We start from the raw sequence: 24,205 nt of genomic DNA, 5'->3' as shown, positions 1-24,205 counted from the left end.
ATGGCTTGCACCGATCCGCTGGGCGGTTAATCCAGGGGGGTGGAACGGCTCGATCGCACCTTTGCCCTGTTGTTTATGGTGATGCTCACCATCGCGGCAGGGAATACCGCGCTGCAATCGGTGCTGCCCGCGCTCGGGCGGTCATTGGGGGTGGCCGATAGCGCGGTTGCCGCCGCTTTTTCGATCTCGGCGCTGTTGTGGGTGGTGGCTGCCCCATTTTGGGCCAACCGATCGGATCGGCGTGGGCGGCGGGCGATGGTGCTGCTGGGACTGTGCGGTTTCACCCTGTCGCTGTTCGTTTGCGCCGTGTTTCTGATGGCCGGTATCAACGGCTGGATCGCGCCTACCGCGGCGTTCGTCGCCTTTGTCGGCGGGCGGATGATCTATGGCAGCCTGGGCGCGGCGGCACCGCCGGCGGTGCAGGCGATGGTGGCGGGGCAGACAACGCGCGAGGAACGGACCAAGGCGCTGGCCTTGCTGGGCTCGGCATTCGGGCTGGGAACGATCCTGGGGCCGGCGATCGGGCCGTATCTGGTGCTGGGCAGCATCGGCGCGGTCGAGGTGGGGCTGTCGGGGCCGGCATATCTGTTCGGGCTGTTCGGGCTGGCGATGACGATCGTGGTGTGGCGGATGCTGCCCGATGACCGATCGACCGACGATAACGGCGCGGACGAACTGACCGAGGGGCATGGCGCGGCGCAAAGCTATCCATCGATCGGCGGCCAGTCTTCGGGCGCGGCGATCACCGCCGCCACGCAACCCAATATCGAGCAGATCGGCTTTTTCGACGCGCGGATCCGCGCCTGGATGATCATAGGGCTGGTGATGGGGCATGCCCAGGCGATGACCGGCCAGGCGATCGGATTCCTGATCATCGACCGGCTGGCAGTGCCGCCGATCGAGGCGCTGGGGCCGACCGGCATCGTGCTGATGATCGGTGCGGGGGCGTCGCTGCTGGTGCAATGGGGCTTTATCCCGTTGCTGAACCTCAAGCCCGCCGCATTGATCTTTGCCGGGTGCGTGTTCGCCGCATTGGGGTGCGTCGCGGTCGGCAATGCGGCGTCGCTGTACGGAATTGCGATGGGCTTTGGATTGGCGTCGATGGGGTTCGGCTTCCTGCGGCCGGGCTTTACCGCCGGGGCATCGCTGGCGGTGGGGCCGGCGGCGCAAGGATCGGTCGCGGGCAAGGTGACGTCGGTGAACGGCGCGGCGTTCGTGCTCGGGCCGTCGATCGGGGTGGGGCTGTATGAACTATGGCGGCCGCTGCCCTATCTGGTGGCAGCGGCCGCACTCGTATTGTTGCTGGGCTATGCCTGGGCGACGTTGCGGCAGCGTTGATCCCCTCAGGCGGGGAATCCTTCCTCGCCTAGTCCTTTGCACCGCGCGGTTGGAGCATCCCCGGCGCGATGAAGCCGATCGGTTGCAGCGACACCGAATCCTGCTTCAGCCGCGATGCCATTTGCTCATATTCCTGCTCCATCTCGGGCGTCACCGTTGCGCGTGATTCGCCCAAGGCTGCTTCGAAATGGCGCATGTTCACTTGCGTGCTGGCGATCGATTCGCGCAGCGCCATCAGCCCGGCGCGGCGGACAATGTCCTCGAGATCGGCCCCGGTGAAGCGTTCGGCACGATTGGCGATCGATGCCAGATCGACATCGCCCGCAAGCGGCATTTTTTCGGTCTGGATTTCGAGGATCCGCTTGCGCCCGGCGGCATCGGGCACCGCGACATAGACCAGTTCGTCGAAACGGCCCGGACGCAACAGCGCCGGGTCGATCAGATTGGGCCGGTTGGTCGCGCCGATCACCACCACCGATTGCAGTTCCTCAAGCCCGTCCATCTCGGCAAGGATGGTGTTGACCACGCGCTCGGTCACTTGCGGCTCGCCGGCACCGCTGCCGCGTGCGGGCACCAGCGAATCGAGTTCGTCGATGAAGATCACGCACGGCGCGACCTGGCGCGCGCGGGCGAACAGCCGGGTGATCTGCTGTTCGCTTTCGCCATACCATTTGCTGAGCAGGTCGCTCGATTTGATGGCGATGAAATTGGCTTGCGATTCGCGTGCCACCGCCTTGGCGAGCAGGGTCTTGCCGGTGCCGGGCGGGCCATAGAGCAGGAAGCCGCGTGCGGCGCGGATTCCCATCCGGCGAAACGCGGCGGGCTCGCGCATCGGCAGCTCGACGCCTTCGCGCAGCCGTTCCTGTGCCGCATCGATGCCGCCGATGTCGCTCCAGCGCACCTGCGGCACCTGCACCATCACCTCGCGCATCGCCGAAGGCTGGACCCGCTTGAGCGCTTCGATAAAGTCGCTGCGCCTGACCGACAGCGTGTCGAGCACTTCGGCGGGAATCGTCTGGTCGCTGAGGTTCAGGCGGGGCATGATCCGGCGCACCGCATCGATCGCCGCCTCGCGGGTGAGCGCGGCAAGATCGGCACCGACAAAGCCATAGGTGGTGCGCGAAAGCTCGTCGAGGTCGACATCCTCGGCCAGCGGCATGCCGCGAGTGTGGATGCCCAGAATCTCGCGCCGGCCACGCTCGTCGGGAACGCCGACGATGATCTCACGATCGAAGCGACCGGGACGGCGAAGCGCCTCGTCAATCGCCTCGGGCCGGTTGGTGGCGGCGATGACGACCAGATTGGCGCGCGATTCGAGCCCGTCCATCAAGGTAAGCAATTGCGCAACCAGCCGCTTTTCGGCCTCCCCCTGAACGCGGTCACGGCGCGGGGCGATCGAATCGACCTCGTCGATGAACACGATCGAGGGGGCCGCGCGGGTTGCCTCCTCGAACACCTCACGCAGCCGTTTTTCGGATTCGCCATAAGCCGAACCCATGATCTCCGGCCCGTTGATCAGGAAGAATTCGGCGTCGGATTCATTGGCGACCGCGCGCGCCAGCCGGGTTTTGCCGGTGCCGGGGGGGCCGTGCAGCAACACGCCCTTGGGCGGATCGACGCCAAGCCTCTGAAATAATTCAGGATAGCGCAGCGGTAATTCGACCATCTCGCGCAATTGGTCGATCGTCGCGGTCATGCCGCCGATATCGTCATAGGTGACGTCGGCGCGGCGCGCTTCCTTTGGCTCTTCGTAATCGGCGCGAAGCTCGATTTCGGTGGCGTCGTCGATATGGACGACGCCGCGCGGGACCGTCGAGATCACCGCGAGGCGGATTTCCTGCAGCGCATAGGCCGGCGCGCGCAGATGCTGTGCGACATTGGGCGGGATGTTCGCGACTCGCTGTTGCCCGACGGTCGACACAGTGTCGCCCTGGCACAGGGGACGATTGAGGAAGGTGCGCTTGAGGGCGGTTGCCGACCCCTGAAGCCGCAGATTGGCCGAAGCCGGTGCCAGCACGACTCGAGTCGCGGGTTTCGATTCGACCTTTCGCACTTCGACGAAATCGCCTGATCCGACCCCGGCATTGGCGCGCTGCAACCCGTCGAGGCGGAGGATTTCGAGCCCCTCATCCTCGGCATAGGGCAGCACGGCGCGCGCTGGCGTAACCCGCTTGCCAACGATCTCAATGACATCGCCCTCCAACAGGCCAAGCGCCGTCATATGGGCGCGCGGCAGATGCGCGACGCCGCGACCGCTGTCTTCGGATCGGGCATTGGCCACTTGCAGCTTGCGCGTGCGGCTGTCTTCGTCGTCGGCCATGATATCGTTCTCTCCCGCGTGGGATTAGGAAGCGGGCGAGATGGGGGCGGGGTTCCGCCGACGCGAGAGGAATGTCGATCGGACCAAAAAAAAGGCCGATCCCTGGGGACCGGCCGTGAAAGGTTTAGGAGAGGATGCCTGAAAGGCCTCACCTATGTGCAGTGCAGCATGAATTTTCGCAAGTGCGAATAATTGTATGATGATTGCATAAACTGCAATCGCTTGCCTGCTTGCGCGCACGACATGTGCAAGGGCATGGATTTTCCCACTGGTGCGATGCACAATCACCAGCATGCGCCGCCTTCCACCCCTTTCCGCCATCGAAGCGTTCGTCCAGGTGGCGCGGCTTGGGTCGATCAAGGCGGCTGCGGTCGAATTGGCATTGTCTTCGCCTGCCCTCAGCCGCCGGGTGCAGGCACTTGAGCGGTTCATCGGCAAGCCGCTGTTCGAACGGCGGCACCAGGCGATTTTGCTGAACGCCGATGGCGAGCGGCTGCTGGCGCAGATTGCCCCCGCGCTCGACGCGATGAGCGACGCGGTCGAATCGATGAGCAGCAGCGCCGAATTGCTGCGACTGCGTCTGGGTGTGCTGCCGCTTTATGCCTCGCAGCGGCTGATGCCGCGGCTGGGCGAATTGCGACGCGCGCATCCGCAACTGCACATCGATGTCGATACCGCTGGGCGGCGACAGGCGCGGCTGGGCGATACGCTCGATGCCGCGATCATCCTGGCGCAGGAGGTCGATCCGGCGCTGTATGCACGGCGGCTCGACCGCAACCGGGTCTATGTGATCGGGGCAAGGACGCTGCTGGAAGGACCAAAACCGATCACCACCCCTGAGCAATTGGGCGGACTGACTGCGCTGGTGCATCGCGACATGCCCGATACCTTTATCGAGTGGCGACGATCGGCGGGATTTCCGACGCTCGAGCCCCAAGCGGTCGATCATTTCGATTCGGGGCCGCTGATGCTCGAGGCGGCGGCGCAGGGGCTTGGCGTCGCCTTCATGCTGGAAATGCATTACGAAGGCGCGCGCGATCCGCGGCTGGTGCGATTGTTCGAGCCGGTGGCGAGTGATTACAGCTATTGGTTCGTCTGCCGCCCGCGCGCGCTGACGACCCGGCCGGTGAAGATCTTCCACGACTGGCTGGTCGAGGTGATGGGGCCTGAGCCGGAGGCTTAGCTTCAGCAGGCCGGGTGCGGCCTTGCCGCCGTGCCGTTTTTCAGGGGTGTATCGCGCGCGGAACGCTATTCGCATGGACCCCGGGTCGAGCCCGGGGTGACGAGTTTCTTATTCGTCATGCCGGACTTGATCCGGCATCCATGCGAGCCGCCTTTGATCCACATGTCGTGCGCGCTGGACGGCTAGCGCCACCCAACGCGCGCGGATCATGTTTTAGGCGACGGTCGCCTTGCCGATCTTGCCCGGTGCGCGCGGTGGCTCGCCCTTTGGCAGTGCGTCGACATGCTCCATGCCGTCGGTGACTTCGCCCCACACGGTGTACTGCCCATCGAGGAAGGTCGCATCGTCGAGGCAGATGAAGAACTGGCTGTTCGCGCTGTTCGGGTTCATCGTGCGCGCCATCGAGCATACGCCGCGCTTGTGCGGCTCACGGCTGAATTCGGCGGCGACGTCGGGCAGGTCCGAACCGCTGGTGCCGGTGCCGGTGGGATCGCCGCCCTGCGCCATGAAGCCGTCGATCACGCGGTGAAAGACGACGCCGTCATAGAAGCCGCGCTTGGCCAGCGTGGTGATCCGCTCGACATGGTTGGGGGCAAGATCGGGGCGAAGGCGGATCGTGACATCGCCGCCATCGAGGGTGAGGGTCAGCGTAGCGGGGGCGTCGGACATTACAGCATTCTCCGGGAAATCAACTGCGCGCCCCTTAAGCGCCCCTGCCGGTGCTGGCAACGACCGGGTGCGCATTGGCAGTCCGAATCGGCTGGGCTAAGGCCGGGTATTGGCGCAGCGTAACGGGAGGGCACGACATGAGTGAGGCCGAGCTTCCCCCCATCGACGAGCTGCGCGAAACCGGGCTGGACGAGGACGACCGGCTGAAACCGGCCTTTGTCCGCGCAATCCTGGAGGCGGTCGAGGCCGGCGATACCGAGGGCGCGAATGCGCTGGTCGAGCCGCTGCACGCCGCTGACATCGCCGATCTGATCGAAATCGCGCCGGCCGACATGCGCGCATCGCTGGCGGCGGCGATTTCGGAGCGGATCGACGGCGACGTGCTCGCCGAGATGAACGACTGGGTGCGCGATGCCCTGGTCGAGGCGCTCAACCCGCGCCAGCTCGCCGACATTGCGGGCGAACTCGACACCGACGACGCGGTCGCGATTATCGAGGATCTGGACGAGGAAGACCAGCGCGCGGTGCTGCGCGCGCTCGACCCCGATGATCGCGCGGCGATCGAGGAGGCACTGTCCTACCCCGAGGAATCGGCGGGCCGGTTGATGCAGCGCGAGCTGATCGCGGTGCCTGAACATTGGACCGTCGGCGACGTGCTCGATTATCTGCGCGGCGACGATCAGCTGACCACCGATTTCTGGGAAATCTTCGTCGTCGATCCGGCGCATCGGCCGGTGGGCACCTGCAATCTTTCCTGGGTTCTTCGCACCCCGCGCGTGGTGGCGATGACCGACGTGATGAAGCGCGAACAGACGCTGATCCCGGTCGACATGGACCAGGAGGAAGTCGCGCTTCGCTTCCAGAAATATGCGCTGATTTCAGCGGCGGTGGTCGATTCGAGCGGGCGGCTGGTGGGGGTGGTGACGGTGGACGACATCGTTCACATCATCAGCCAGGAAGCGGGCGAAGACGCGCTGCTGATGTCGGGCGCGGGCGATGGCGACATCAACGAGCCGATCGCCGACAGTTATCGCGCGCGCGTCCGCTGGCTGATCGCCAACCTGTTCACCGCGTTGCTCGCCTCAGGGATCATCGCGGCGTTTGGTGGGGCGATCGAGCAGATGGTGGCGCTGGCGGTGCTGATGCCGATCGTCGCGTCGATCGGCGGCAATGCGGGCACGCAGGCGATGGCGGTCGCGGTGCGCGCGCTGGCGACCAACCAGTTGACCAAATCGAACACGCTGCGAACGATCCGCCGCGAAATCCTGGTCGCGCTGATGAACGGGCTGACGATCGCGGTGCTGTTGGGAAGCGGCGCGGCGCTGCTCTATGCCAGTCCGATGCTGGGGATGGTGATCGCGTCGGCGATCCTGCTCAACATTCTGGTCGCGGGGCTTGCCGGGGTGCTGGTGCCGGTGGTGCTCGAACGGCTGGAGCAGGATCCGGCGGTCGCATCGTCGGTGTTCGTGACGATGGTGACCGATTCGATGGGGTTCCTGGCGTTTCTTGGCCTCGCGGTGCTCAGCGGCCTGGTCTCGATGGGTTGATCGAAACCGTGCGGCTGCCCAAGTGCAGCCGATGCCGTTGCACCTGACCAAAGTGGCGTTCGCCGCCGACAGCGTTGACCATTTGCGTAGCCGCCTGGCCGCGCGGGCCGAGATGGGGCCGGTGTTCCTCACCACCCGCTACCTGCCCAAACGGCATGCCGAGGTCGCGGGGCAGGGATCTTTGTTCTGGATCCTGAAGCATCAATTGGTCGCGCGATCGCCGATCCTGGGGTTCGGTGAGGCAGAGGGCGGGCGGGTAGCGATCCTGCTAGACCCCGCGCTGGTGCTGGTCGAGGCGCGGCCCAAGCGCGCGCATCAGGGCTGGCGCTATCTGGAGGCAGCCGATGCGCCACGCGACCTGGGGGAGGCAGGCGCGGCAATTGCGGCGATGCCGTCGGCGTTGATCGGGGAATTGCACGCCTTAGCGCTGCTGTGACCGCAGCCGCGCAAGGCGTTCGCAAGATCATCCATATCGACATGGATGCCTTTTACGCATCGGTCGAGCAGCGCGACTTTCCCGAATTGCGCGGCAAGCCGGTGGCGGTGGGCGGATCGCGTGCCCGCGGCGTGGTGGCGGCGGCAAGCTATGAAGCGCGCAAGTTCGGGGTGCGATCGGCAATGCCGTCGGTCACCGCCGCCAAGCGATGCCCCGAACTGGTGTTCGTGCCGCCGCGATTCGACGTCTACAGCGCGGTGTCGCGGCAGATCCGCGCGATCTTTGCCGAGTTCACCCCGCTGATCGAACCGCTGTCATTGGACGAGGCGTATCTCGACGTCAGTGCCGATCTGGCGGGAATCGGATCGGCGCGCGATACGGCCGCCGCCATCCGCGAGCGGATCGCCGCCGAAACCGGGCTGACCGCGTCGGCGGGTGTTTCGTACAACAAGTTCATCGCCAAGCTGGCGTCGGACCAGAACAAGCCCGATGGCCTGTGCGTGATCCCGCCGGGGCAGGGCGCGGCGTTCGTCGGCAGCCTGCCGGTGCGGCGGTTTCACGGCGTGGGGCCGGTGACCGCCGCCAAGATGGAGCGGATGGGCATTTCGACCGGGGCCGATCTGGCCGGGCTGACGATCGACGAGATGCGCCGCGCGTTCGGCAGTTTCGCCGACTATCTTTATGCGGCGGCGCGGGGCGAGGATCACCGCCCGGTGCGGGTGAATCGCGAATCAAAGTCGATCGGAGCCGAGCGGACGTTCGAACATGACCTGTCCGATTGGGATTCGCTGCACGCAGCGATTGAGCGCGTGGCCGATGCCGCGTGGGTGCGGATCGAGCGGCACCAAGCATGGGGGCGGCGCGTGACGCTGAAGCTGCGGTATAATGATTTTCGCACGATCACGCGGGCGCGGACGCTGGCGGCAGGAGTGAGCGACCGCGCGGCGTTTGGCGCGGCGGGCGATCTGCTGTTGCGCGCTTTGTATCCGGTCGAAATGCCGGTGCGGCTGTTGGGGCTGACGCTGTCGGCGCTTGGGGAGGCGGCGCAGGAGGATTTACAGCCGGGGTTGCCGCTGGGGTAGGAAGCCCCGTTCGTGCTGAGTAGACGCTGAGCTTGTCGAAGCGGCGTATCGAAGCATCCGCCCGGTTGGGGCATGTCCTTCGATACGGGCCTTCGCCTTCGCTCAGTCCCTACTCAGGAAGAACGGTTCGGGTTGCGATCAGTCCTTGCGACCGCCCGACAGCAACAGATAGCCGAGCACGCCGGCGATACCGAGCGAGATCAAGGGCTGGCGGCGAACGAAATCGACGACGGGGCCGGCAATGTCCTCGACCGCGGCCTGGGCGTGGCCGGCTGCCTTTTGGGTCTTGCCGCCGAACTTGTCCGCCGAACCTTCGGCCTTGAGGTCATTGCGGTCGAGCACGTCGCCGGCTGCCTGCTTGAGCGAGCCGCCAATGTCGCGGCCAGTGCCTTCTAGGATGTTCTGATTCACGGCAATCTCCTGTGCAACGTCGGCGCTACTACGCGCTTGGCGATCGAAGGTTGCGTCAGCCGCGCACCAGTGAGGGGAAACCGGCGCGGAACGCCGCGACCTTGGGCTTGTCCCAGCGCACGATGTAGGGATGATAGGGATTTTTGCGGTAGAAATCCTGGTGATAGGCCTCTGCCGGGAAGAAGCCGCCGCTTTCGATCCGGGTGACGATCGGCTTGTCCCATGCCTTGGTCTGGCCGAGTTGCGCGATATAGCGCTGCGCCACCGTCTTTTGCTGCGGTGTTTGCGGGAAGATCGCAGAGCGATAGCTGGGGCCGGTATCCGGCCCCTGGCGATTCAATTCAGTTGGGTTGTGCGCGACCGAGAAGAAGACGCGCAGCAAGGTGCCGTAACTCACCTGTGCGGGGTCATAGACGATGCGGATCGCTTCGGCATGACCGGTTTTTTCGCTGCTGACCGCGGCATAGTTCGCGGTGTCGCGGGTGCCGCCGGCATAGCCGCTGACGACCTGGCGCACGCCCTTCACCTGTTCGAACACCGCCTCCAGCCCCCAGAAACAGCCACCGGCAAAGATCGCCACTGCCTGACCCTTGGCCGCAGGAACGTCGATCGCGGGGGCGGGGATCGGCACGGCGCGCTCGGCATGACCGGCGACGGGCAACACCGCGATCGCAGCGGCAGCGATGGCGGCGACGATCAGGATCGGCTTCAACATGGGGCTGCTCCGGGGCGGGGCGGATCGCCCAATGCTATCCAGATAGGGTCAGCCGACCGATTCGGCCACAATGCTGGCCGCATGCGGCGACGGGCTTTCGGACTGTGCGGTCTGCGCCGCGACCAGGCCGATGGCGCCGATCGCGAAGCCGCTGAGGAAATGCCGAAAATAGCCGGCGCGCAGGAACTTGAGCATCGTCTTTCTTCCTTGCTGGGCCAAAGGCAGCGCCTTTGTGCGACGATCGGTCCGGGCACGGGAAATGTCCCCATGCCTTGCCAGCAACTCTATAAGGGTGCGCGGTGAACGACCGCTTGCGTGATCGTTCATCTAAGGTTCGGATTGCTGCGCTGCAATGCAGCGCAAGTGGAAACTCAGCGTTTCAGTGCGTCGACCGCGGTCGCGATCCGCGTGCAGGCTTCGCGGAGCAACGAATCGCTGGTGGCGTAGCTGATCCGCATCGCCGGCGAGACGCCGAACGCCGCGCCCTGAACGCAGGCAACCTTGGCTTCGTCGAGCAGATAGGTGACGAACGCTTCGTCATTGTCGATCACCACGCCGCCGGGCGTCTGGCTGCCGATCAGGGCCGAAAATTCGGGATAGACGTAAAACGCACCCTCGGGCGTGGGGCAGGTGATGCCGGGGATTGCATTGAGCATGCCGACGACCAGGTCGCGGCGGATCTGGAACGCGGCGTTGCGCTCCTTCAGGAACGACTGGTCGCCGTTCAGCGCGGCGGTGGCGGCGGCTTGCGCGATCGAACAGGGGTTCGAGGTCGATTGCGACTGGAGCTTGGCCATCGCCTTGATCAGCCAGGGCGCGCCGCCGGCAAAGCCGATCCGCCAGCCGGTCATCGCATAAGCCTTGGAACAGCCATTCACCGTCAGTGTGCGATCGTACAATGTCGGGCAGACCTGCGCGATCGTGGCGAATTCGAAACCGTCATAGACGATATGTTCGTACATATCGTCGGCCATGATCCACACATGCGGATGGCGTTCGAGCACGCGGCCGATCGCGCGCAGCTCATCGGCGGTGTAGGCCGCGCCGGTGGGGTTCGACGGCGAATTGAGGATCAGCCATTTGGTGTTCTGCGTGATCGCCGCCTCGATCTGTTCGGGCGTGACCTTATACTGCTGATCGGCCCCTGCCGCGATGAACACCGGCTTGCCACCGGCGAATTCGACGATGTCGGGATAGCTCACCCAATAGGGGGCAGGCACGATCACTTCGTCGCCGGGGTTGATCGTCGCGACCAGCGCGTTGAACAAAGTGTGCTTGCCGCCGACATTCACCGTGATCTGGTTGGCGGCATAGGTCAGCCCGTTGTCGCGCGCGAATTTGGCGGCGATGGCTTCCTTCAGCTCGGCGGTGCCGTCGACATTGGTATATTTGGTCTTGCCATCGCGGATCGCGGCGATCGCGGCTTCCTTGACGAAATCGGGGGTGTCGAAATCGGGTTCGCCAGCGCCAAGCCCGATCACATCGACGCCCGCACGCTTCAGGTCGAGCACGCGCGAGGTGATCGCGAGGGTCGCCGAGGGGCTGATGCGGTCGAGCGCGGCGGAGGGCTTCATGGGCGTGGGCTTTCGGGGAAGGAGGCGCGCGCGGCCTATACGCTCGCGTCCGATGGGTTCGCAACCGTAACTGCTGATACCAGTCCGCGCAGCGCATTGCCGATGAAGAAGCCGTGCGCGAGGTCGGCGGGGGTAAGCTCACCCTCGATCGCACGGCCGGTGGCGATCAGATCGGCGCGCAGCACGCCGGGGAGCAGGCCGCGCGACAGCGGCGGGGTGATCAGGATGCCGTCGCGCTCGACGAAGATGCTGGTGAAGCTGCCTTCGGTGGCGAAACCTTCGGGATCGACGAAGATCACTTCGAAACAGCCCGAGGCGCGGCGGGGGTCGTCGTAAAAGGCACGGTCGCTGGTTTTATGTCGCAGGCGGAAATCGGCGGGCGAAACAATGTGCGGCACCAGCGCGACCTGCACCGGGGCGGTCGGCGGCGGTGGCAGCGGTGCGACCTCGATCGCGACGGTGCCGCTGGGGGCAAGCAGCAACCGGACCTTGGCAGCCGATTCTAGGCGGAAGGTGGCGGCTTGCAGATCGTTGCGGGTGGCGTGGCGATCGAAGGAGAAGCCGAAATGCTTGGCGCTTGCCCGCAGCCGTTCGAAATGCCGGTCGAGCAAGGCGATCCCCTGGCGCGGGTCGAAGCGCATGGTTTCGATGAGGTCGAACGCGCGCGGTGCTGCGGTAAGGAACGCGCCCTTGGCGAGGCATTCGTCCCATTCGTCAGCGGCGACCGAATCGGCGACGATCCCGGAACCCAGGCCAAGCGTTGCCTGGTCGCCGTGCAGCGTCAGCGTGCGGATCGCGACGTTGAATTGCGCATCGCCGCCGGGGTCGAAACAGCCGATCGCGCCGGTGTACAGGCCGCGCGGGCCGGATTCGATCTCGGCAATCGCCTGCATCGCGCGCAATTTGGGTGCGCCGGTGATCGATCCGCAGGGGAACAGCGCCGCCAGCACATCAATGGCGTCATGGCCGGGGGCGAGGTCGGCGGTGACGGTCGACACCATTTGAAGCACGGTGGGGTAGCGTTCGACCGCGAATAATTCGGGCACCGCGACGCTGCCCGGCACCGCGATCCGCGACAGGTCGTTGCGCATCAGATCGACGATCATCAGGTTTTCGGCGCGTTGCTTGGGATCGTCGCGCAGCGCGGTGGCTGCGGCATCGTCGGCGGCGGGATCGGCCTGGCGCGGGGCGGTGCCCTTCATTGGGCGCGCGGTCAGCTTGCCGCCCTCGAGCGCGAAGAATAACTCGGGGGAAAGCGACAAATGCATTGCCTCTCCCGTGGCGATGATCGCTCCCCAGCCGGCACCCGAGGCGGCGCGCAGCCGGGCATAGGCGGCAAGCGGATCGCCCGTGAGCCGCACCGTCGCGCGAAAGGTGAGGTTGGCCTGATAGATGTCGCCGGCGGCGATCAACGCCTGCACCGCCGCGACCTGACGCAGATAGGTGCCGCGATCGATCAGCGGGGTGGCAGCGCCGACCCAGGCACCGCGCGGCTCGGGCAGGGTGGCAGGGTCGAACGGCGCTGGATCGCCAAACAGACCGAACCACAGCAGCGGATCGTGCGCGCTTGGCGGTGCCTTGGCTTCGAACGCGGGCGAGGCTCCATAGGTCAGGAATCCAGCGGCGTGGAGCCCGGCCCTGGTTGCGGCGCGGATCTGCTCGAGCATCGCCGGGATTTCCGCCACGCTTGACGTGGCAAGCACCTGCACCGGATCGCGATATAGTCGCGAGGTGCCCCCCGGACGCGCGTCGTCGAGCAGGACGAAAGGTGCGGAGGGCATCATCGCACCAGCACTGACGCGATGCGGGCGCGGGGGCAAGGGCGGTTGTGGTACATGCGCGTGGTGCCTATGCCGTGCGACATGACCGACCATCCGCTTCGCGCCGCGATCATCCCCGTCACCCCGCTCCAGCAGAACTGCACCTTGCTATGGTGTACCAAGACGATGCGCGCGGCGGTGATCGACCCCGGCGGTGATTTGCCGCGCATTCACGCCGCGATCGCGCAGGCGGAGGTGACGGTCGAAAAAATCCTGCTGACGCATGGCCATATCGACCATTGCGGCGAGGCTAAGCCGCTTGCCGACGCGCTGGGCGTGCCGATTGAAGGGCCGAACGAGGCCGATCGCTTCTGGATCGCCCGGCTGGACGAGGACGGGCGCAACTATGGCATTCGCGGCGTGCCGTTCGAGCCGGCGCGCTGGCTGGTCGAGGGGGATATGGTCACGGTGGGCGAGCTGGTGCTGGATGTTTATGAAACGCCGGGCCACACGCCGGGGCATGTCGTGTTTCACCACCCCGAATCGAAACTGGCGGTGGTGGGCGACGTGTTGTTCAAGGGATCGGTCGGCCGCACCGATTTTCCGCTGAGCGATACCCAGGCGCTGATCGATTCGGTGGTGACCAAATTATGGCCGCTGGGCGACGATACGGTGTTTTTGCCCGGCCATGGCGAGCCAAGCCAGTTCGGGGTCGAGCGGCTGACCAACCCGTTTGTTGCCGATCGGGTGTTGGCGCAGGGGTGATCCGGCATCGAGCCATGAGCAACCAGCGTGCCGCGTTGTGACAGCGAATCGCATCGACCCTTGGATCAAGTCCGGGGTGACGAAGGCGGAGGGGCTCAGCCTTTCAGGGCGGTGGGCGCGGGGGTTTCGATCGCGCGCGGTTCGGGGCTGTGCGAGATGAAGATCGCATAGCCCGCCAGCAGCGCGGTGACCGTCAGCGTCGTGATCATCCCCAATTGGCGCGGCCACAGCCGCCCCTGCATGCCGAAGGGGTGAAACAGCCGACCAATCAGAAACACCACCGCCGCAACCCCCAGCAGCGTCGAGGGGCCACGAACCAGCTCGATGCCGCCGATCAGCAGCAGCACGATCGGCGTGTATTCGGCGAAATTGGCCTGCGCGCGCATCCGGGCGAGCAGATTGCTGTTGCCGCCATCGCCCAGCGCGACACCGTCGCTCAATCGGACGCGGATGGTGCGGATGCCCAGCCACAGGTTGATCAAGGCGGCGAGTCCGACGGTCGTCAACGTGATCGGCAACATCAAACCATGCATCGCATCTGCCCCCATTGTCTTGCCAGAAGCCTCGCACGACAGCCCAAGCCTTGCAACCGCGTGGGAAATCGGTATAGGCGCACCCTCGCTTCGTGACCTGCCCGGCCGCCGGTCCGGTATGCGGCCGGCTTGCCCGTGCCGCTTGCCCCTATTGCCGGCGCAGCGTATCGCGACCCCGAACGTTTTGATGAATATCGTAGAAGGTTTGCCGACATGGCCGTTCCAAAAAGAAAAACGTCGCCGTCGAAGCGCGGCATGCGCCGGTCGCACGATTCGCTGTCGGTCGAGTCGTTTCAGGAATGCCCCAATTGCGGCGAACTGAAGCGTCCCCATATCCTGTGCGGTTCGTGCGGCCATTATAACGGCCGTGAAATTTTGGCGATCGGGGCGTAAGCCACGTCACCCAAGAGGCGGTAGCTAGATGGGGTCGAGTACACGGATCGCCGTCGATGCGATGGGCGGTGACGGTGGCTTGGCTGTCATGCTTGCCGGCGTCGCGCGTGCGCGCTCTCGCTTCCCCGACATGCAGTTCGTGCTGGTCGGTGACGAAACCGCGATTCGCGACGGGCTGAACAGCCACCCCAATTTGAGCGCGGCAGCCGAAGTGCTGCACGCGCCCGAAGTGGTCGAATCACATGCCAAGCCGAGCCAGGCGATTCGCCGCGCCAAGACCACGTCGATGGGCATCGCCATCGCGCAGGTAAAGGCTGGCCGCGCCGCAGCCGCCGTGTCGGCGGGCAATACCGGTGCATTGATGGCGATGGCCAAGCTGTCGCTTCGCACCATGCCGGGGATCGACCGGCCAGCGCTGGCGGCGCTGATGCCTTCGCTCGGCGAAACCGACACCGTGATGCTCGATCTGGGCGCGAACACCGAGTGCGATGCGCGCAATCTGGTGCAGTTCGCGGTGATGGGCGCGGCCTATGCGCGTACCGCGCTCGATCTAGAGCGGCCGCGAGTCGCGCTGCTCAATATCGGCACCGAGGATCTGAAGGGCACCGACATCATTCGCGATGCCGCCGCCGCGATCCGTGCCGCGCCGCATCTGCCGCTGGAATTCGTCGGCTTCATCGAAGGCGACCGGCTGTCGCGCGGCGAAGTCGATGTGATCGTGTGTGACGGTTTTTCGGGCAATATCGCGCTCAAGACCGCCGAAGGCACCGCGCGATTCGTCGCCGACCTGCTCAAGCGCGCCTTTCGCAGCTCGATTCGATCGAAGGTTGGCTTCCTGATCTCGAAGCCTGCGACCGAATTGCTGCGCGATCATCTTGATCCCAATAATCACAATGGCGCGGTGTTCCTGGGGCTCAACGGCCTGGTCGTGAAGAGTCATGGCGGTGCCAATGCGATCGGCATCGAAAACGCGATCGCGGTGGCAGCCAAGCTGGCGCGCGACGATCTGGGGCGGCGAATCGCCGACGACATGGGTAATTTCGAGGCAAAGGCAGCGTGATTCGGTCGATCATTACCGGTACCGGTTCGGCGCTGCCGCAGCGCCGCGTCTCGAATGCCGAACTCGCCGAAACCGTCGATACCTCGGACGAATGGATCGTCGAGCGAAGCGGCATCCGCTTCCGCCATGTCGCGGGAGAGGGTGAAACCACCGGCACCCTGGCGATCGATGCCTGCCGCGCGGCGCTGGCCGCCGCCGGGATCGAGGCGCAGGCGATCGACCTGATCGTGCTGGCGACGGCGACCCCCGACCAGACCTTCCCCGCGACCGCGACCAAGGTGCAGGCGGCACTTGGCATCGACGATTGCGTCGCCTTCGACGTCGGCGCGGTGTGTTCGGGTTTCCTCTACGCACTGCAGGTCGCCGATTCGATGCTGCGGTCGGGCGCGGCGCGGCGGGCGCTGGTGATCGGAGCCGAAACCTTTTCGCGAATCCTCGACTGGGAGGATCGCACCACCTGCGTGTTGTTCGGCGACGGTGCGGGCGCGATCGTGCTCGAAGCGCAGGAGCTGGCCGAGGGTGAAGCCGATCGCGGCATATTGGCGATGCGGCTGCATGCCGATGGGCGGCATAACCAGCTGCTCTATGTCGATGGTGGCCCCTCGACCACCGGCACGGTCGGCAAGGTGCGGATGAAGGGGCGCGAGGTGTTCCGCCATGCCGTCGTCAATCTGGCGGCGGTGATGACCGAGACGCTGGCAGTATCGGGGCATGATGCCAGCGAGGTCGACTGGGTCGTGCCGCATCAGGCGAATGCGCGTATCCTCGATGCCACCGCGCGCAAGCTGGGCCTGCCGCCCGAGCGGGTGATCGTCACGGTCGACCAGCACGCCAATACTTCGGCAGCATCGGTGCCGCTGGCGCTCGACGTCGCGGTGCGCGACGGACGGATCAAGCGCGGCAATTTGCTGGTGCTGGAGGCGATGGGCGGCGGCTTCACCTGGGGCGCGGCGATCGTCCGTTATTAAGTCGCGCCGAACCGGATAATGCTATCACCCGACTGTATTTGCTCCATTTGCACGATGTGCTAGCTATAATATTAAGAACAGGTTGAAGGATCAGTTGGTATGGAATCGAGCGGCACGCTGACCAGGGCCGATCTGGCCGATGCATTGCATCGCGAGGTAGGGCTTTCGCGTACCGATTCCTCGAAGATGGTCGAAGATATACTCGGCCATATGTGCGAGGCACTGGCCAAGGGCGAGAACGTCAAGATTTCGGGATTTGGCAGCTTCATCCTGCGTGACAAGGGTGAACGTATCGGTCGTAATCCCAAGACCGGGGTCGAAGTGCCGATCGCACCGCGCCGCGTGCTAACCTTTCGGGCCAGCCAGATGATGCGTGAGCGGATCGTCGCGGGGGCCTGACGGACGATTAGATGGCGGGTTCGGATAAAGCGGCAACTGCGTTTCGCACGATCGGCGAACTGGCGATCGAAACCGGGCTGCCGCAACACCGGCTACGCTATTGGGAACAACGCTTTCCCCAGCTTCGCCCCATCCAACGCGCGGGCCGGCGGCGCTATTATCGGCCCGATGATGTCGCATTGGTGCGGCGGATCCAGCGTTTGTTGAACCAGGAGGGCTATACCATCCTGGGGGTGCAGCGATTGCTGGCCGCCGAGGGGGCGGGCAAGACCAGGACGCCAGCAAGCCAGCGACAATTGCCGCTGATCAGGATTCGCGACCGGCTTAGCCAGGCACTGGCACGCGATCGGCGCTGAACGCAGCGTCGCGATACCGCTCGACCATCCCGGTCACCTCCACCCGCGCCTTCAGCCGGGCCGCAAGCAAAGCAGTGCCGCTGATCTTGCGCTGGGCGAACAATGTTTCGACCGGCGGGATGTGCCAGGTGTCGCGATCATTCGCCATCGTCATCGCCTGTTCGCGCAGCACGCCGACGAACGAACGATCGGCAAAGTCGAATGCACCGGGGCGGCCGAGTTCGCCGATCACCACGTCGATCATCCGGTCGATCAGCGCGCGGTGGCGCTGCACTGCCGCTTCGCCCAGGAACCCCGACGCGACCGCGGCATCCCGCGCGCGATCGCGGTCGCCGTCCAGCCCCGCCATCAGCAGCGCATGATAGGCATCGCGCGTTTCGGGGGTGACCGGACGCGCTGCCCCGAAATCGAGCAGGACGATTCGTCCGGTTTCGCGCTGAATCCGGTAATTGGCGAAATTGGGATCGGTCTGCATCCAGCCGAATTCGAACAATTCGCGTAGCACCAGCTCGATCATCGCGTGCATTGCCGAATCGCGTTCGGCCTGCGGCGCATCGACGATGCTTTCGATTGCGACGCCGGGGACATACTCCATCGCCAGCACCTGCGGCGTGGTGAGCGAGCGTTCGAGCGCTGGCACCTTGAACCGCGAGTCATCGGCGAGCAGCGCGCCGAACCGCTCGATCTGTTCGCCTTCGCGGATGTAATCGGCTTCTTCGTGCAACTGGCGCTTGGCCTCGGCAAGCAGGGGCGCGATGTCCAGGCGCTTGGGCATCAGCCCCGAGACGCGAAGCAATGTCGCGACATTGTCGACATCGGCATCAATGCTGGCGGCGACGCCGGGATATTGCACCTTGATCGCGAGCAAGCGACCATCGGGCAGCGTCGCGCGATGGACTTGGCCGATCGAGGCGGCGGCCATCGGATGCGCTTCGAAATGCTGGAAGCGGGTGCGCCAATCCTTGCCCCAGGCGGCGATCAGCACCGTCTGCAATTGCGCTGGTGGCATATGGTGCGCGCGCTCGCGCAACCGTGCCATGATGTCGGTGAGTTCGGCGGGGAGCACGTCGCCTGCGTCCATCGAAATCATCTGCCCCAGCTTCATCGCCGCACCGCGCAGGTGCGCGAGCTGGTCGGCGACCCGGGTGATGTTGCGCGGCGTCAGCATCATTTCGCCCATGCTGGGGCGCTGGCCATCGGCGAGGCGGCGTGCGCCTTCGGCCATCATGCCGCCGGCAAGACCGCCCGCAAGCTTGCCGAACGCGCCGAAGCGCGCCAGCCGGCTGGCGGGAACGGCGCGGCCGCGGGTATCGCGGGAGTCGGTCATGGGAAAATCCTCGCGGTACAGACAGGCCCGATATGGCGGCGGCGGCGCTGCGATCAACGCTGACCTATCGGTGGTATCGCGGCGGGTCAGTCGTCGTCGGGGCCGAGCGCCGGATCGAGATCGCGCGGGCGCACGAAGCGGGTGAGTCGCGCGGCCCCTTCAGTGGCCTCGGCCCAGCCGCCGTCCCATTCGAGCACGGCCAGCGCGGCGGTGGGGTATTTCAGCTCGACTTCGTTCCGCAGGGCATTGTCGTGCGATTCCGCGACCAGCAGCAGCACCAGATCCTCAAGCCCCGGATTATGGCCGACCATCAGCGCCTGCTGCGCCTGGGCAGGCAAGCCATGCAAGACGTCGAGCAGCGTGGCGGCGGAGGCCAGATAGATACGGCGATCCCAGACGGGCTCCAGCTTCTGCCCATAGCCGGTGTAGAATTGGTCGAGCGTTTCGATCGCCCGGACCGCCGGGGAGGCGACGACATGGTCGAAGGCGATGTGGTCGGCGCGAAGATGCTGGCCGATCGTCCTGGCGGCTTTCTGGCCGCGCGCGTTGAGCGGGCGATCGAAATCGCGGGTGACGGGGTCGTTCCAGCTCGATTTGGCGTGGCGAAGCAACGTCAGGCTGGGCATCGTCGTCTCCGTCAGGCTGTCTCGCGGTTCTCTTGCCCCAGCGTCGCGGCGATGGCCAGCCCGCGCGATATCTCGACCGCTTCGTCGAGCGTGACTCGGCGGATCGGGGTGCCGGCGGGGAAAGCGGTGAGCAGGCGCGTCGGGCAGGCCGAGGACAGCAGCACGAACGCGCCGTGATCGTCGGCGCGGCGGATCAGCCGGCCGAACGCCTGCGCCAGCCGCGCGCGCACCAGCCGGTCGTCATAATCCTTGCCGCCATTGGCCAGTCGCCGCGCGGCGTGGAGCACGCTGGGCTTGGGCCAGGGCACCCCCTCCATCACCACCAGCCGCAGCGAACGCCCGGGCACGTCGACGCCGTCGCGCAGTGCATCGGTGCCGATCAGCGAGCTTGCCGGCTCGTCGCGGAAGATGTCGACCAGCGTGCCGGTGTCGATCGGATCGACATGCTGCGCGAGCAGGGTCAGCCCCTCGCGCGCCAGCCGATCGGCGATGCGGGCATGGACACCGCGCAAGCGCCGGATCGCGGTGAACAGCCCGAGCGCGCCGCCGCCCGAGGCGACGATTAGCCGGGCATAGGCGTTGGCGAGCGCGGGCAGGTCGCCGCGTTTGATGTCGGTGACGATCAGCACCTGCGCCTGGCCGGCATAGTCGAACGGGCTTTGCGCCTCGAAATGCAGCGGCGGGCGGATCAGATGCGGCGCGCCCACCCGCGCATCGGCGATGTCCCAGTCACCGCCCGCGCGCAACGTCGCCGAGGTGATCAGCACGCCATGCGCCGGCTTGAGCACCGCATCGGCAAAGGGGCGGGTGGGGTCTAGCCAGCGGCGGTGAATGCCGATGTCGAATTCGCGGCCTTCATAGCGTTCGACCGCGAGCCAATCGACGAAATCGGGGTCGGCGGGGCCGCCGATGCGGGCGACCAAGGCGCTCCACGCCCCGACCATGTCGGCGCGCCAGCCAAGCGACGCCACCGCGCCCTCGATCCGTGCGCGTGCCTGGCCATCGAGCCAATCGGGAGCGTCGGACAGCACGGCTTCGAGCCGGCGACCGAGCACCACCAGCGGGCGAAGCAGCGCGTCGAGCGCGACCGCGGCGGCGGCGGCGGCCTCGATCAAGGCAGGATCAGGCTCGGCCAGCTCGGTCTCAAGGCCATAGCCGGCATCGACCCCGCCGCTTTCGTCGCGCGCGAAGACCATGCCGCGCACGGCGGCGAGCAGATGTTCGATCGGGCCGAAAGGCTGGCCTTCGAGCACGCGGCCGATCCAGCCATCGGCGGGCAGCGCGCGCGCCGCATCGACCGCCTCGCCGATCGCGACGCCGCCCTGTTCGTCATAGCTTGCGACGTCGGACAAGCGTGCCGCCAGCCCTCGCCTGCGGCCACGGCCCGATCCTTCAGGCCCCATGATCCAGCGGCGGACCTCGATCGTCTCGGCCCCCGATAGCGCGACGCCGAACATCGAATCGGCGGCCTCGAACAGGTGATGCCCTTCGTCAAAGACATAGCGGGTGGGGCGGGTCGTTGCTTCGCGCCCGCGTGCGGCGTTCACCATCACCAGGGCGTGATTGGCGATCACGATATCGGCGTCGGCGCTGGCGCGGGCGGCGCGTTCGATGAAGCATTTGCGGTAATGGGGGCAGCCGGCATAGACGCACTCGCCGCGCCGATCGGTCAGCGCGGTCGATCCGTTGCGGCGGAATAACTGCGGCAACCAGCCGGGCAGATCGCCGCCGATCATGTCGCCATCGGCGGTATAGGCCGCCCAGCGGGCGACGAGCTGCGCCAGGATCGCCGCGCGCCCGGCGAACCCGCCCTGCAACGCATCCTCCAGATTGAGCAGGCAGACGTAATTTTCGCGCCCCTTGCGGGTGACGATCCGCGCCTTTCGCTCGGCGGCGTCGGGGAACAGCCGCGCGCCTTCATGCCCCAATTGGCGTTGCAGCGCCTTGGTGAAGGTCGACACCCACACTGCGCCGCCCGCGCGCTCGGCCCAGAGCGACGCGGGGGCGAGATAGCCCAGGGTCTTGCCGATGCCGGTGCCAGCCTCAGCCATCACCATATTAGGGGTGTCGCGCATCGCGCGCGGGGCGAAGGCCTGTGCTACGGTAGTGGCGAAGCTGCGCTGGCCGGCGCGGATCTCGGCCCCGGTGCCGGTGAGCGCGTGGAGGCGGGTGAGCACCGCATCCTCGTCGACCTGAACGGTGCGCGGGGCTGGGCGCGGCGCGGCTTCGTCCCATTCGGGCAGTTTGGAGAACAGCCAGCGTTCGGCGGTGGCGGGTTTGGTCAGGCGCGGGCCGACCACGGGCGCCCAGGGCCAGCGCGCGCGGGCAAGCGATTGCGCGGCGGTCCATGCCCCCTCGCGCTCGGGCCAGTCGCCGCTTGCCATGTCGAGCAGCGCGATCGCGGCAGCGCGCAGCATCGCGGCAATCTCGCCGTCGCTGGCGGGCACCGGCAGCGCGCAGGCGCGGGCGATGCCGGCGGGGGTGGGCACAATGAAGCGCGCGGGGAAGAGGAAGGCGTAAAGTTCGAGCAGGTCGAGTCCCGACAATTCGGGATGGCCCAGCCGCTGGCCGACCAGCGGCGCGTTGAGCAGGATCACCGGGGTGTCAGCGGCAGCGCGGATCGCCGCGCCGCGCGAAACTTCGCGCACCCCGTCTGCGTCGGCGAGCCAGACGCCCGAATGGCTGGCGTGGAGCGCGGGGTGGGGGAGGGTCATCGCGCCTTACCCTCTTCGACAAGTTCAGCATGAACGGGTTGGGGGTAATCGATCACCTTCAAGCATTACCCCAGACGGAACAGAAAGAAAACGTCTGCCGCGACCAGGTATGATCGCCAGGATCAAGGCCTGCTGGTGTGGGTGTGGTGATTTGATTCAGGCGCCGGGAGGAGACCTGGGTTAATCGACCCGTACTGGCTGACGCGCGGCAAGGATCGGCATGTTTGGCGACCAGCGGTTCGGCGCTGGATGTGGTCACGTCGTGGCTGATCAAGCAGCACCCCGACGAGGGCAGCTTTCGAAGCTGGCATTTGGCATTGGCCAGCCGATGCAGCCGCTGACCAAGCAATACACGCTCTCCCGGATTGATCACCACATCGTTCCCCTGCTGGGCCGCAAGCGCCTGGGCGACATTCGCATCCCCGACGTCGAACAGTTCGCCAAGGATGTGACCGCAGGGAAGACCGCCAAGGACGAGAAAGTCGGACCGCGCAAAAGGATCATCGTTCGCGGGGGCGAAGGCGCGGCTCGGAAGGCGTTGCGCGATCTCTCGGCGATGTTCAGCTTTGCCATGCGGTACGAGCTCATCGACCGAAACCCGGTCGACAAAGCAGCTGTGCGCAAAACCGACAACCAAAACGAGCGCTACCTGAGTGTCGAAGAGGTCCAACGTCTCGGCGAAGCGTTCAATCAACTCGAGGCCGAGGGGGCCAATCCGAAGGCGATCGCGATTTCACGGTTGTGGGCCTTGACCGGTTGCCGCCGCAACGAGATTGCGGAGCTCACTTGGAGCGAGGTCGATCTCGAGCGCGGGTTCCTCATCCTGCGAAGCACCAAAACAGGGCGGTCGGTGCGCCCTTTGGGCATGGCCGCGGTTGAAATCCTCCGCTCAATCGCCAAGCAGGACGGGTCCGACTTCGTCTTTCCGTCGACGACGGGGGAGTCATTTTATCAGGGTACCAAGAAGATTTGGCCACGCGTGAAGACCCTCGCCGAGCTACCCGACGTGACGCCGCACACCCTCCGCCACACGATGGGATCGACGTCGACATCCGCCGGTCAGGCATTGGCGCTGACCGGCGCCATCCTGGGCCACAAGAACCCGCGCTCGACGCAGATCTATGCCCATGTTCAGATGGGTCCAGCGAAACGAGCAGCCGAGCGGTCGTCTGGTCGGATCGCGGCGGCGATGGGACGCCCTGTGCGGAAGAAGTCAGCGCGACGCTGACTCGCCCACTTCAAGATTGACATTGCACTTTATAAGGTGCATGAACTATATAAGGTACGGATGTGGATCAGGTGCCGCAGAAGATCGAGCTGGTCTTCTATAAGAGCAAAATGGGCAATGAACCGGTCCGAGATTGGTTGCTGGGTGCTCCGGATGAGCATCGTCGCCTGATCGGCCTCGATTTGCAGAGAGTGCAATATCGCTGGCCAGTGGGCATGCCACTCGTCCGGCCAATGAGCAAAGGGTTGTTCGAGGTTCGCACGAACCTACCGGATGGCACCATCGCCAGAGCGTTGTTCTGCTTCCATGGCGGTGAACTTTTCGCGCTGCATGGCTTCATCAAGAAGGCGCAGAAGACACCTCCGGCCGATTTGAAATTGGCGCGTGAGCGCATGAAGGAGGTCACGAATGGCTGACAACCAGCATCGAGGTTCATCGCTGGACAGTTTCCTGGAGGAACAAGGCGTCCTCGCCGAATTTCAGGCGAAGGCAATCAAGGAGGTGATCGCGTGGCAGCTCGCCGAAGCGATGAAGGAGCGCAAGCTTAGCAAGAGCCGCCTTGCGACGCTGATGCACACGAGTCGCACGCAGGTGAACCGCGTGCTCGATCCAACCGACGGCAATGTGACCATCGAAACCTTGCAACGAGCAGCCGAGATCGTGGGCCGCAGGGTGCAACTTCAACTGGTGTGACCCAGACGGAAGGTCTTACGGCCCCTTACACGCAGGGTCGGACGTCGAACTGCACCTTCGGTTCGCAGCCCAAGCCTCTAGCAGGCTGCTGAAAAAGGGCTTGGCTAT

Annotated in this window: 25 protein-coding genes; 14 read left to right on the top strand and 11 right to left on the bottom strand. The window is 65.6% G+C overall.

The features are described 5' to 3' along the window. Window positions 1–75: 75 nt before the first annotated feature. Entirely contained in the window at window positions 76–1,338 is a 1,263-nt protein-coding gene (locus QU44_RS04750) for an MFS transporter (protein WP_052134358.1), read from the top strand. Between the two features lie 28 nt (window positions 1,339–1,366). On the opposite strand, the gene QU44_RS04745 is transcribed toward QU44_RS04750, so the two are convergent. Then, window positions 1,367–3,658, bottom strand: coding sequence for a CDC48 family AAA ATPase (locus QU44_RS04745; RefSeq protein ID WP_033920526.1), 2,292 nt, complete (start codon window positions 3,656–3,658; stop codon window positions 1,367–1,369). Between the two features lie 292 nt (window positions 3,659–3,950). Here QU44_RS04745 and QU44_RS04740 point away from each other — a divergent pair, with 292 nt between their 5' ends. Further along, complete coding sequence (locus QU44_RS04740; protein WP_033920525.1) at window positions 3,951–4,841, top strand: LysR substrate-binding domain-containing protein; 891 nt, start codon at window positions 3,951–3,953, stop codon at window positions 4,839–4,841. Window positions 4,842–5,054: 213 nt separating this feature from the next. On the opposite strand, the gene QU44_RS04735 is transcribed toward QU44_RS04740, so the two are convergent. Then, window positions 5,055–5,510: a peptidylprolyl isomerase gene (locus QU44_RS04735; protein WP_033920523.1), complete on the bottom strand. Its 456-nt coding sequence runs from the start codon at window positions 5,508–5,510 to the stop codon at window positions 5,055–5,057. 137 nt (window positions 5,511–5,647) lie between these two features. Between QU44_RS04735 and mgtE the strand changes: the two genes are divergently transcribed. Genes mgtE through dinB form a run of 3 tightly spaced genes read left to right on the top strand, consistent with a single transcriptional unit; the run spans window position 5,648 to window position 8,575 of the window. Continuing rightward, complete coding sequence (mgtE, locus tag QU44_RS04730; protein ID WP_033920521.1) at window positions 5,648–7,057, top strand: magnesium transporter; 1,410 nt, start codon at window positions 5,648–5,650, stop codon at window positions 7,055–7,057. A gap of 31 nt (window positions 7,058–7,088) precedes the next feature. Next, entirely contained in the window at window positions 7,089–7,493 is a 405-nt protein-coding gene (locus QU44_RS04725; RefSeq protein WP_033920519.1) for a DUF1489 family protein, read from the top strand. Continuing rightward, window positions 7,490–8,575 (top strand): DNA polymerase IV, encoded by a 1,086-nt coding sequence (gene dinB / locus QU44_RS04720; protein ID WP_033920517.1) that lies wholly within the window; start codon window positions 7,490–7,492, stop codon window positions 8,573–8,575. Before QU44_RS04725 ends, dinB begins: the two co-directional genes overlap by 4 nt. A gap of 138 nt (window positions 8,576–8,713) precedes the next feature. On the opposite strand, the gene QU44_RS04715 is transcribed toward dinB, so the two are convergent. From QU44_RS04715 to pabB, 5 genes are read right to left on the bottom strand one after another with little or no spacing between them, the layout of a single operon-like run. Then, entirely contained in the window at window positions 8,714–8,986 is a 273-nt protein-coding gene (locus tag QU44_RS04715) for a CsbD family protein (RefSeq protein WP_033920516.1), read from the bottom strand. Window positions 8,987–9,041: 55 nt separating this feature from the next. Then, entirely contained in the window at window positions 9,042–9,701 is a 660-nt protein-coding gene (msrA, locus tag QU44_RS04710) for a peptide-methionine (S)-S-oxide reductase MsrA (protein WP_033920514.1), read from the bottom strand. Between the two features lie 48 nt (window positions 9,702–9,749). Next, the gene (locus QU44_RS18120; RefSeq protein WP_156140935.1) at window positions 9,750–10,028 is read right to left on the bottom strand and encodes a hypothetical protein; all 279 of its coding nucleotides are present in this window, start codon (window positions 10,026–10,028) and stop codon (window positions 9,750–9,752) included. A 44-nt stretch (window positions 10,029–10,072) separates the two neighbouring features. Continuing rightward, on the bottom strand, window positions 10,073–11,275 hold the full coding sequence (locus QU44_RS04705) for a pyridoxal phosphate-dependent aminotransferase (RefSeq protein WP_033920512.1): 1,203 nt from the start codon (window positions 11,273–11,275) through the stop codon (window positions 10,073–10,075). A gap of 35 nt (window positions 11,276–11,310) precedes the next feature. Then, the gene (gene pabB, locus QU44_RS04700) at window positions 11,311–13,059 is read right to left on the bottom strand and encodes an aminodeoxychorismate synthase component I (RefSeq protein ID WP_033920510.1); all 1,749 of its coding nucleotides are present in this window, start codon (window positions 13,057–13,059) and stop codon (window positions 11,311–11,313) included. Between the two features lie 78 nt (window positions 13,060–13,137). Here pabB and QU44_RS04695 point away from each other — a divergent pair, with 78 nt between their 5' ends. After that, a complete protein-coding gene (locus QU44_RS04695) occupies window positions 13,138–13,800 on the top strand; it encodes an MBL fold metallo-hydrolase (protein ID WP_033920509.1) in 663 nt (220 codons plus the stop codon). 95 nt (window positions 13,801–13,895) lie between these two features. Here the strand turns inward: QU44_RS04695 and QU44_RS04690 are convergent, their stop codons facing one another. Then, entirely contained in the window at window positions 13,896–14,333 is a 438-nt protein-coding gene (locus QU44_RS04690; RefSeq protein WP_033920704.1) for an MAPEG family protein, read from the bottom strand. Between the two features lie 213 nt (window positions 14,334–14,546). Between QU44_RS04690 and rpmF the strand changes: the two genes are divergently transcribed. The 5 genes from rpmF to QU44_RS04665 all read left to right on the top strand — a co-directional run bounded on the left by rpmF (window position 14,547) and on the right by QU44_RS04665 (window position 17,509). Then, the gene (rpmF, locus tag QU44_RS04685; protein WP_033920507.1) at window positions 14,547–14,726 is read left to right on the top strand and encodes a 50S ribosomal protein L32; all 180 of its coding nucleotides are present in this window, start codon (window positions 14,547–14,549) and stop codon (window positions 14,724–14,726) included. A 28-nt stretch (window positions 14,727–14,754) separates the two neighbouring features. Continuing rightward, window positions 14,755–15,786, top strand: coding sequence for a phosphate acyltransferase PlsX (plsX, locus tag QU44_RS04680; RefSeq protein WP_033920505.1), 1,032 nt, complete (start codon window positions 14,755–14,757; stop codon window positions 15,784–15,786). Then, window positions 15,783–16,754 carry a beta-ketoacyl-ACP synthase III gene (locus tag QU44_RS04675; RefSeq protein WP_033920504.1) on the top strand — a complete coding sequence of 324 codons (972 nt, stop codon included), beginning with the start codon at window positions 15,783–15,785 and terminating at the stop codon, window positions 16,752–16,754. Before plsX ends, QU44_RS04675 begins: the two co-directional genes overlap by 4 nt. Window positions 16,755–16,853: 99 nt before the next feature. Continuing rightward, complete coding sequence (locus QU44_RS04670) at window positions 16,854–17,153, top strand: integration host factor subunit alpha (RefSeq protein WP_033920502.1); 300 nt, start codon at window positions 16,854–16,856, stop codon at window positions 17,151–17,153. Between the two features lie 11 nt (window positions 17,154–17,164). Continuing rightward, window positions 17,165–17,509 (top strand): MerR family transcriptional regulator, encoded by a 345-nt coding sequence (locus tag QU44_RS04665; RefSeq protein WP_033920500.1) that lies wholly within the window; start codon window positions 17,165–17,167, stop codon window positions 17,507–17,509. On the opposite strand, the gene QU44_RS04660 is transcribed toward QU44_RS04665, so the two are convergent. The 3 genes from QU44_RS04660 to QU44_RS04650 form a co-directional block, all read right to left on the bottom strand. Then, window positions 17,478–18,836, bottom strand: a complete 1,359-nt coding sequence (locus QU44_RS04660; protein WP_052134339.1) for an ABC1 kinase family protein — start codon at window positions 18,834–18,836, stop codon at window positions 17,478–17,480. The genes QU44_RS04665 and QU44_RS04660 overlap by 32 nt on opposite strands. An 86-nt stretch (window positions 18,837–18,922) precedes the next feature. Continuing rightward, window positions 18,923–19,462, bottom strand: coding sequence for a SixA phosphatase family protein (locus QU44_RS04655; protein ID WP_033920499.1), 540 nt, complete (start codon window positions 19,460–19,462; stop codon window positions 18,923–18,925). Window positions 19,463–19,473: 11 nt separating this feature from the next. Continuing rightward, window positions 19,474–22,176, bottom strand: coding sequence for an ATP-dependent DNA helicase (locus QU44_RS04650; RefSeq protein ID WP_033920497.1), 2,703 nt, complete (start codon window positions 22,174–22,176; stop codon window positions 19,474–19,476). Between the two features lie 220 nt (window positions 22,177–22,396). Between QU44_RS04650 and QU44_RS04645 the strand changes: the two genes are divergently transcribed. The 3 genes from QU44_RS04645 to QU44_RS04635 all read left to right on the top strand — a co-directional run bounded on the left by QU44_RS04645 (window position 22,397) and on the right by QU44_RS04635 (window position 24,097). Then, the gene (locus tag QU44_RS04645; protein WP_081987864.1) at window positions 22,397–23,404 is read left to right on the top strand and encodes a tyrosine-type recombinase/integrase; all 1,008 of its coding nucleotides are present in this window, start codon (window positions 22,397–22,399) and stop codon (window positions 23,402–23,404) included. A 62-nt stretch (window positions 23,405–23,466) separates the two neighbouring features. Beyond that, window positions 23,467–23,820, top strand: coding sequence for a type II toxin-antitoxin system RelE/ParE family toxin (locus QU44_RS04640; protein ID WP_033920496.1), 354 nt, complete (start codon window positions 23,467–23,469; stop codon window positions 23,818–23,820). Continuing rightward, window positions 23,813–24,097, top strand: coding sequence for an XRE family transcriptional regulator (locus QU44_RS04635; protein WP_033920494.1), 285 nt, complete (start codon window positions 23,813–23,815; stop codon window positions 24,095–24,097). The genes QU44_RS04640 and QU44_RS04635 overlap by 8 nt, the downstream gene beginning before the upstream one ends. The last annotated feature ends 108 nt before the right edge of the window (window positions 24,098–24,205 follow it).

The sequence above is a fragment of the Sphingomonas sp. 37zxx genome, assembly GCF_000786205.1.
Lineage (GTDB): Bacteria > Pseudomonadota > Alphaproteobacteria > Sphingomonadales > Sphingomonadaceae > Sphingomonas.
Note: the sequence above shows the minus strand (reverse complement) of the source record. Positions and strands in the feature narration are given on the sequence as shown.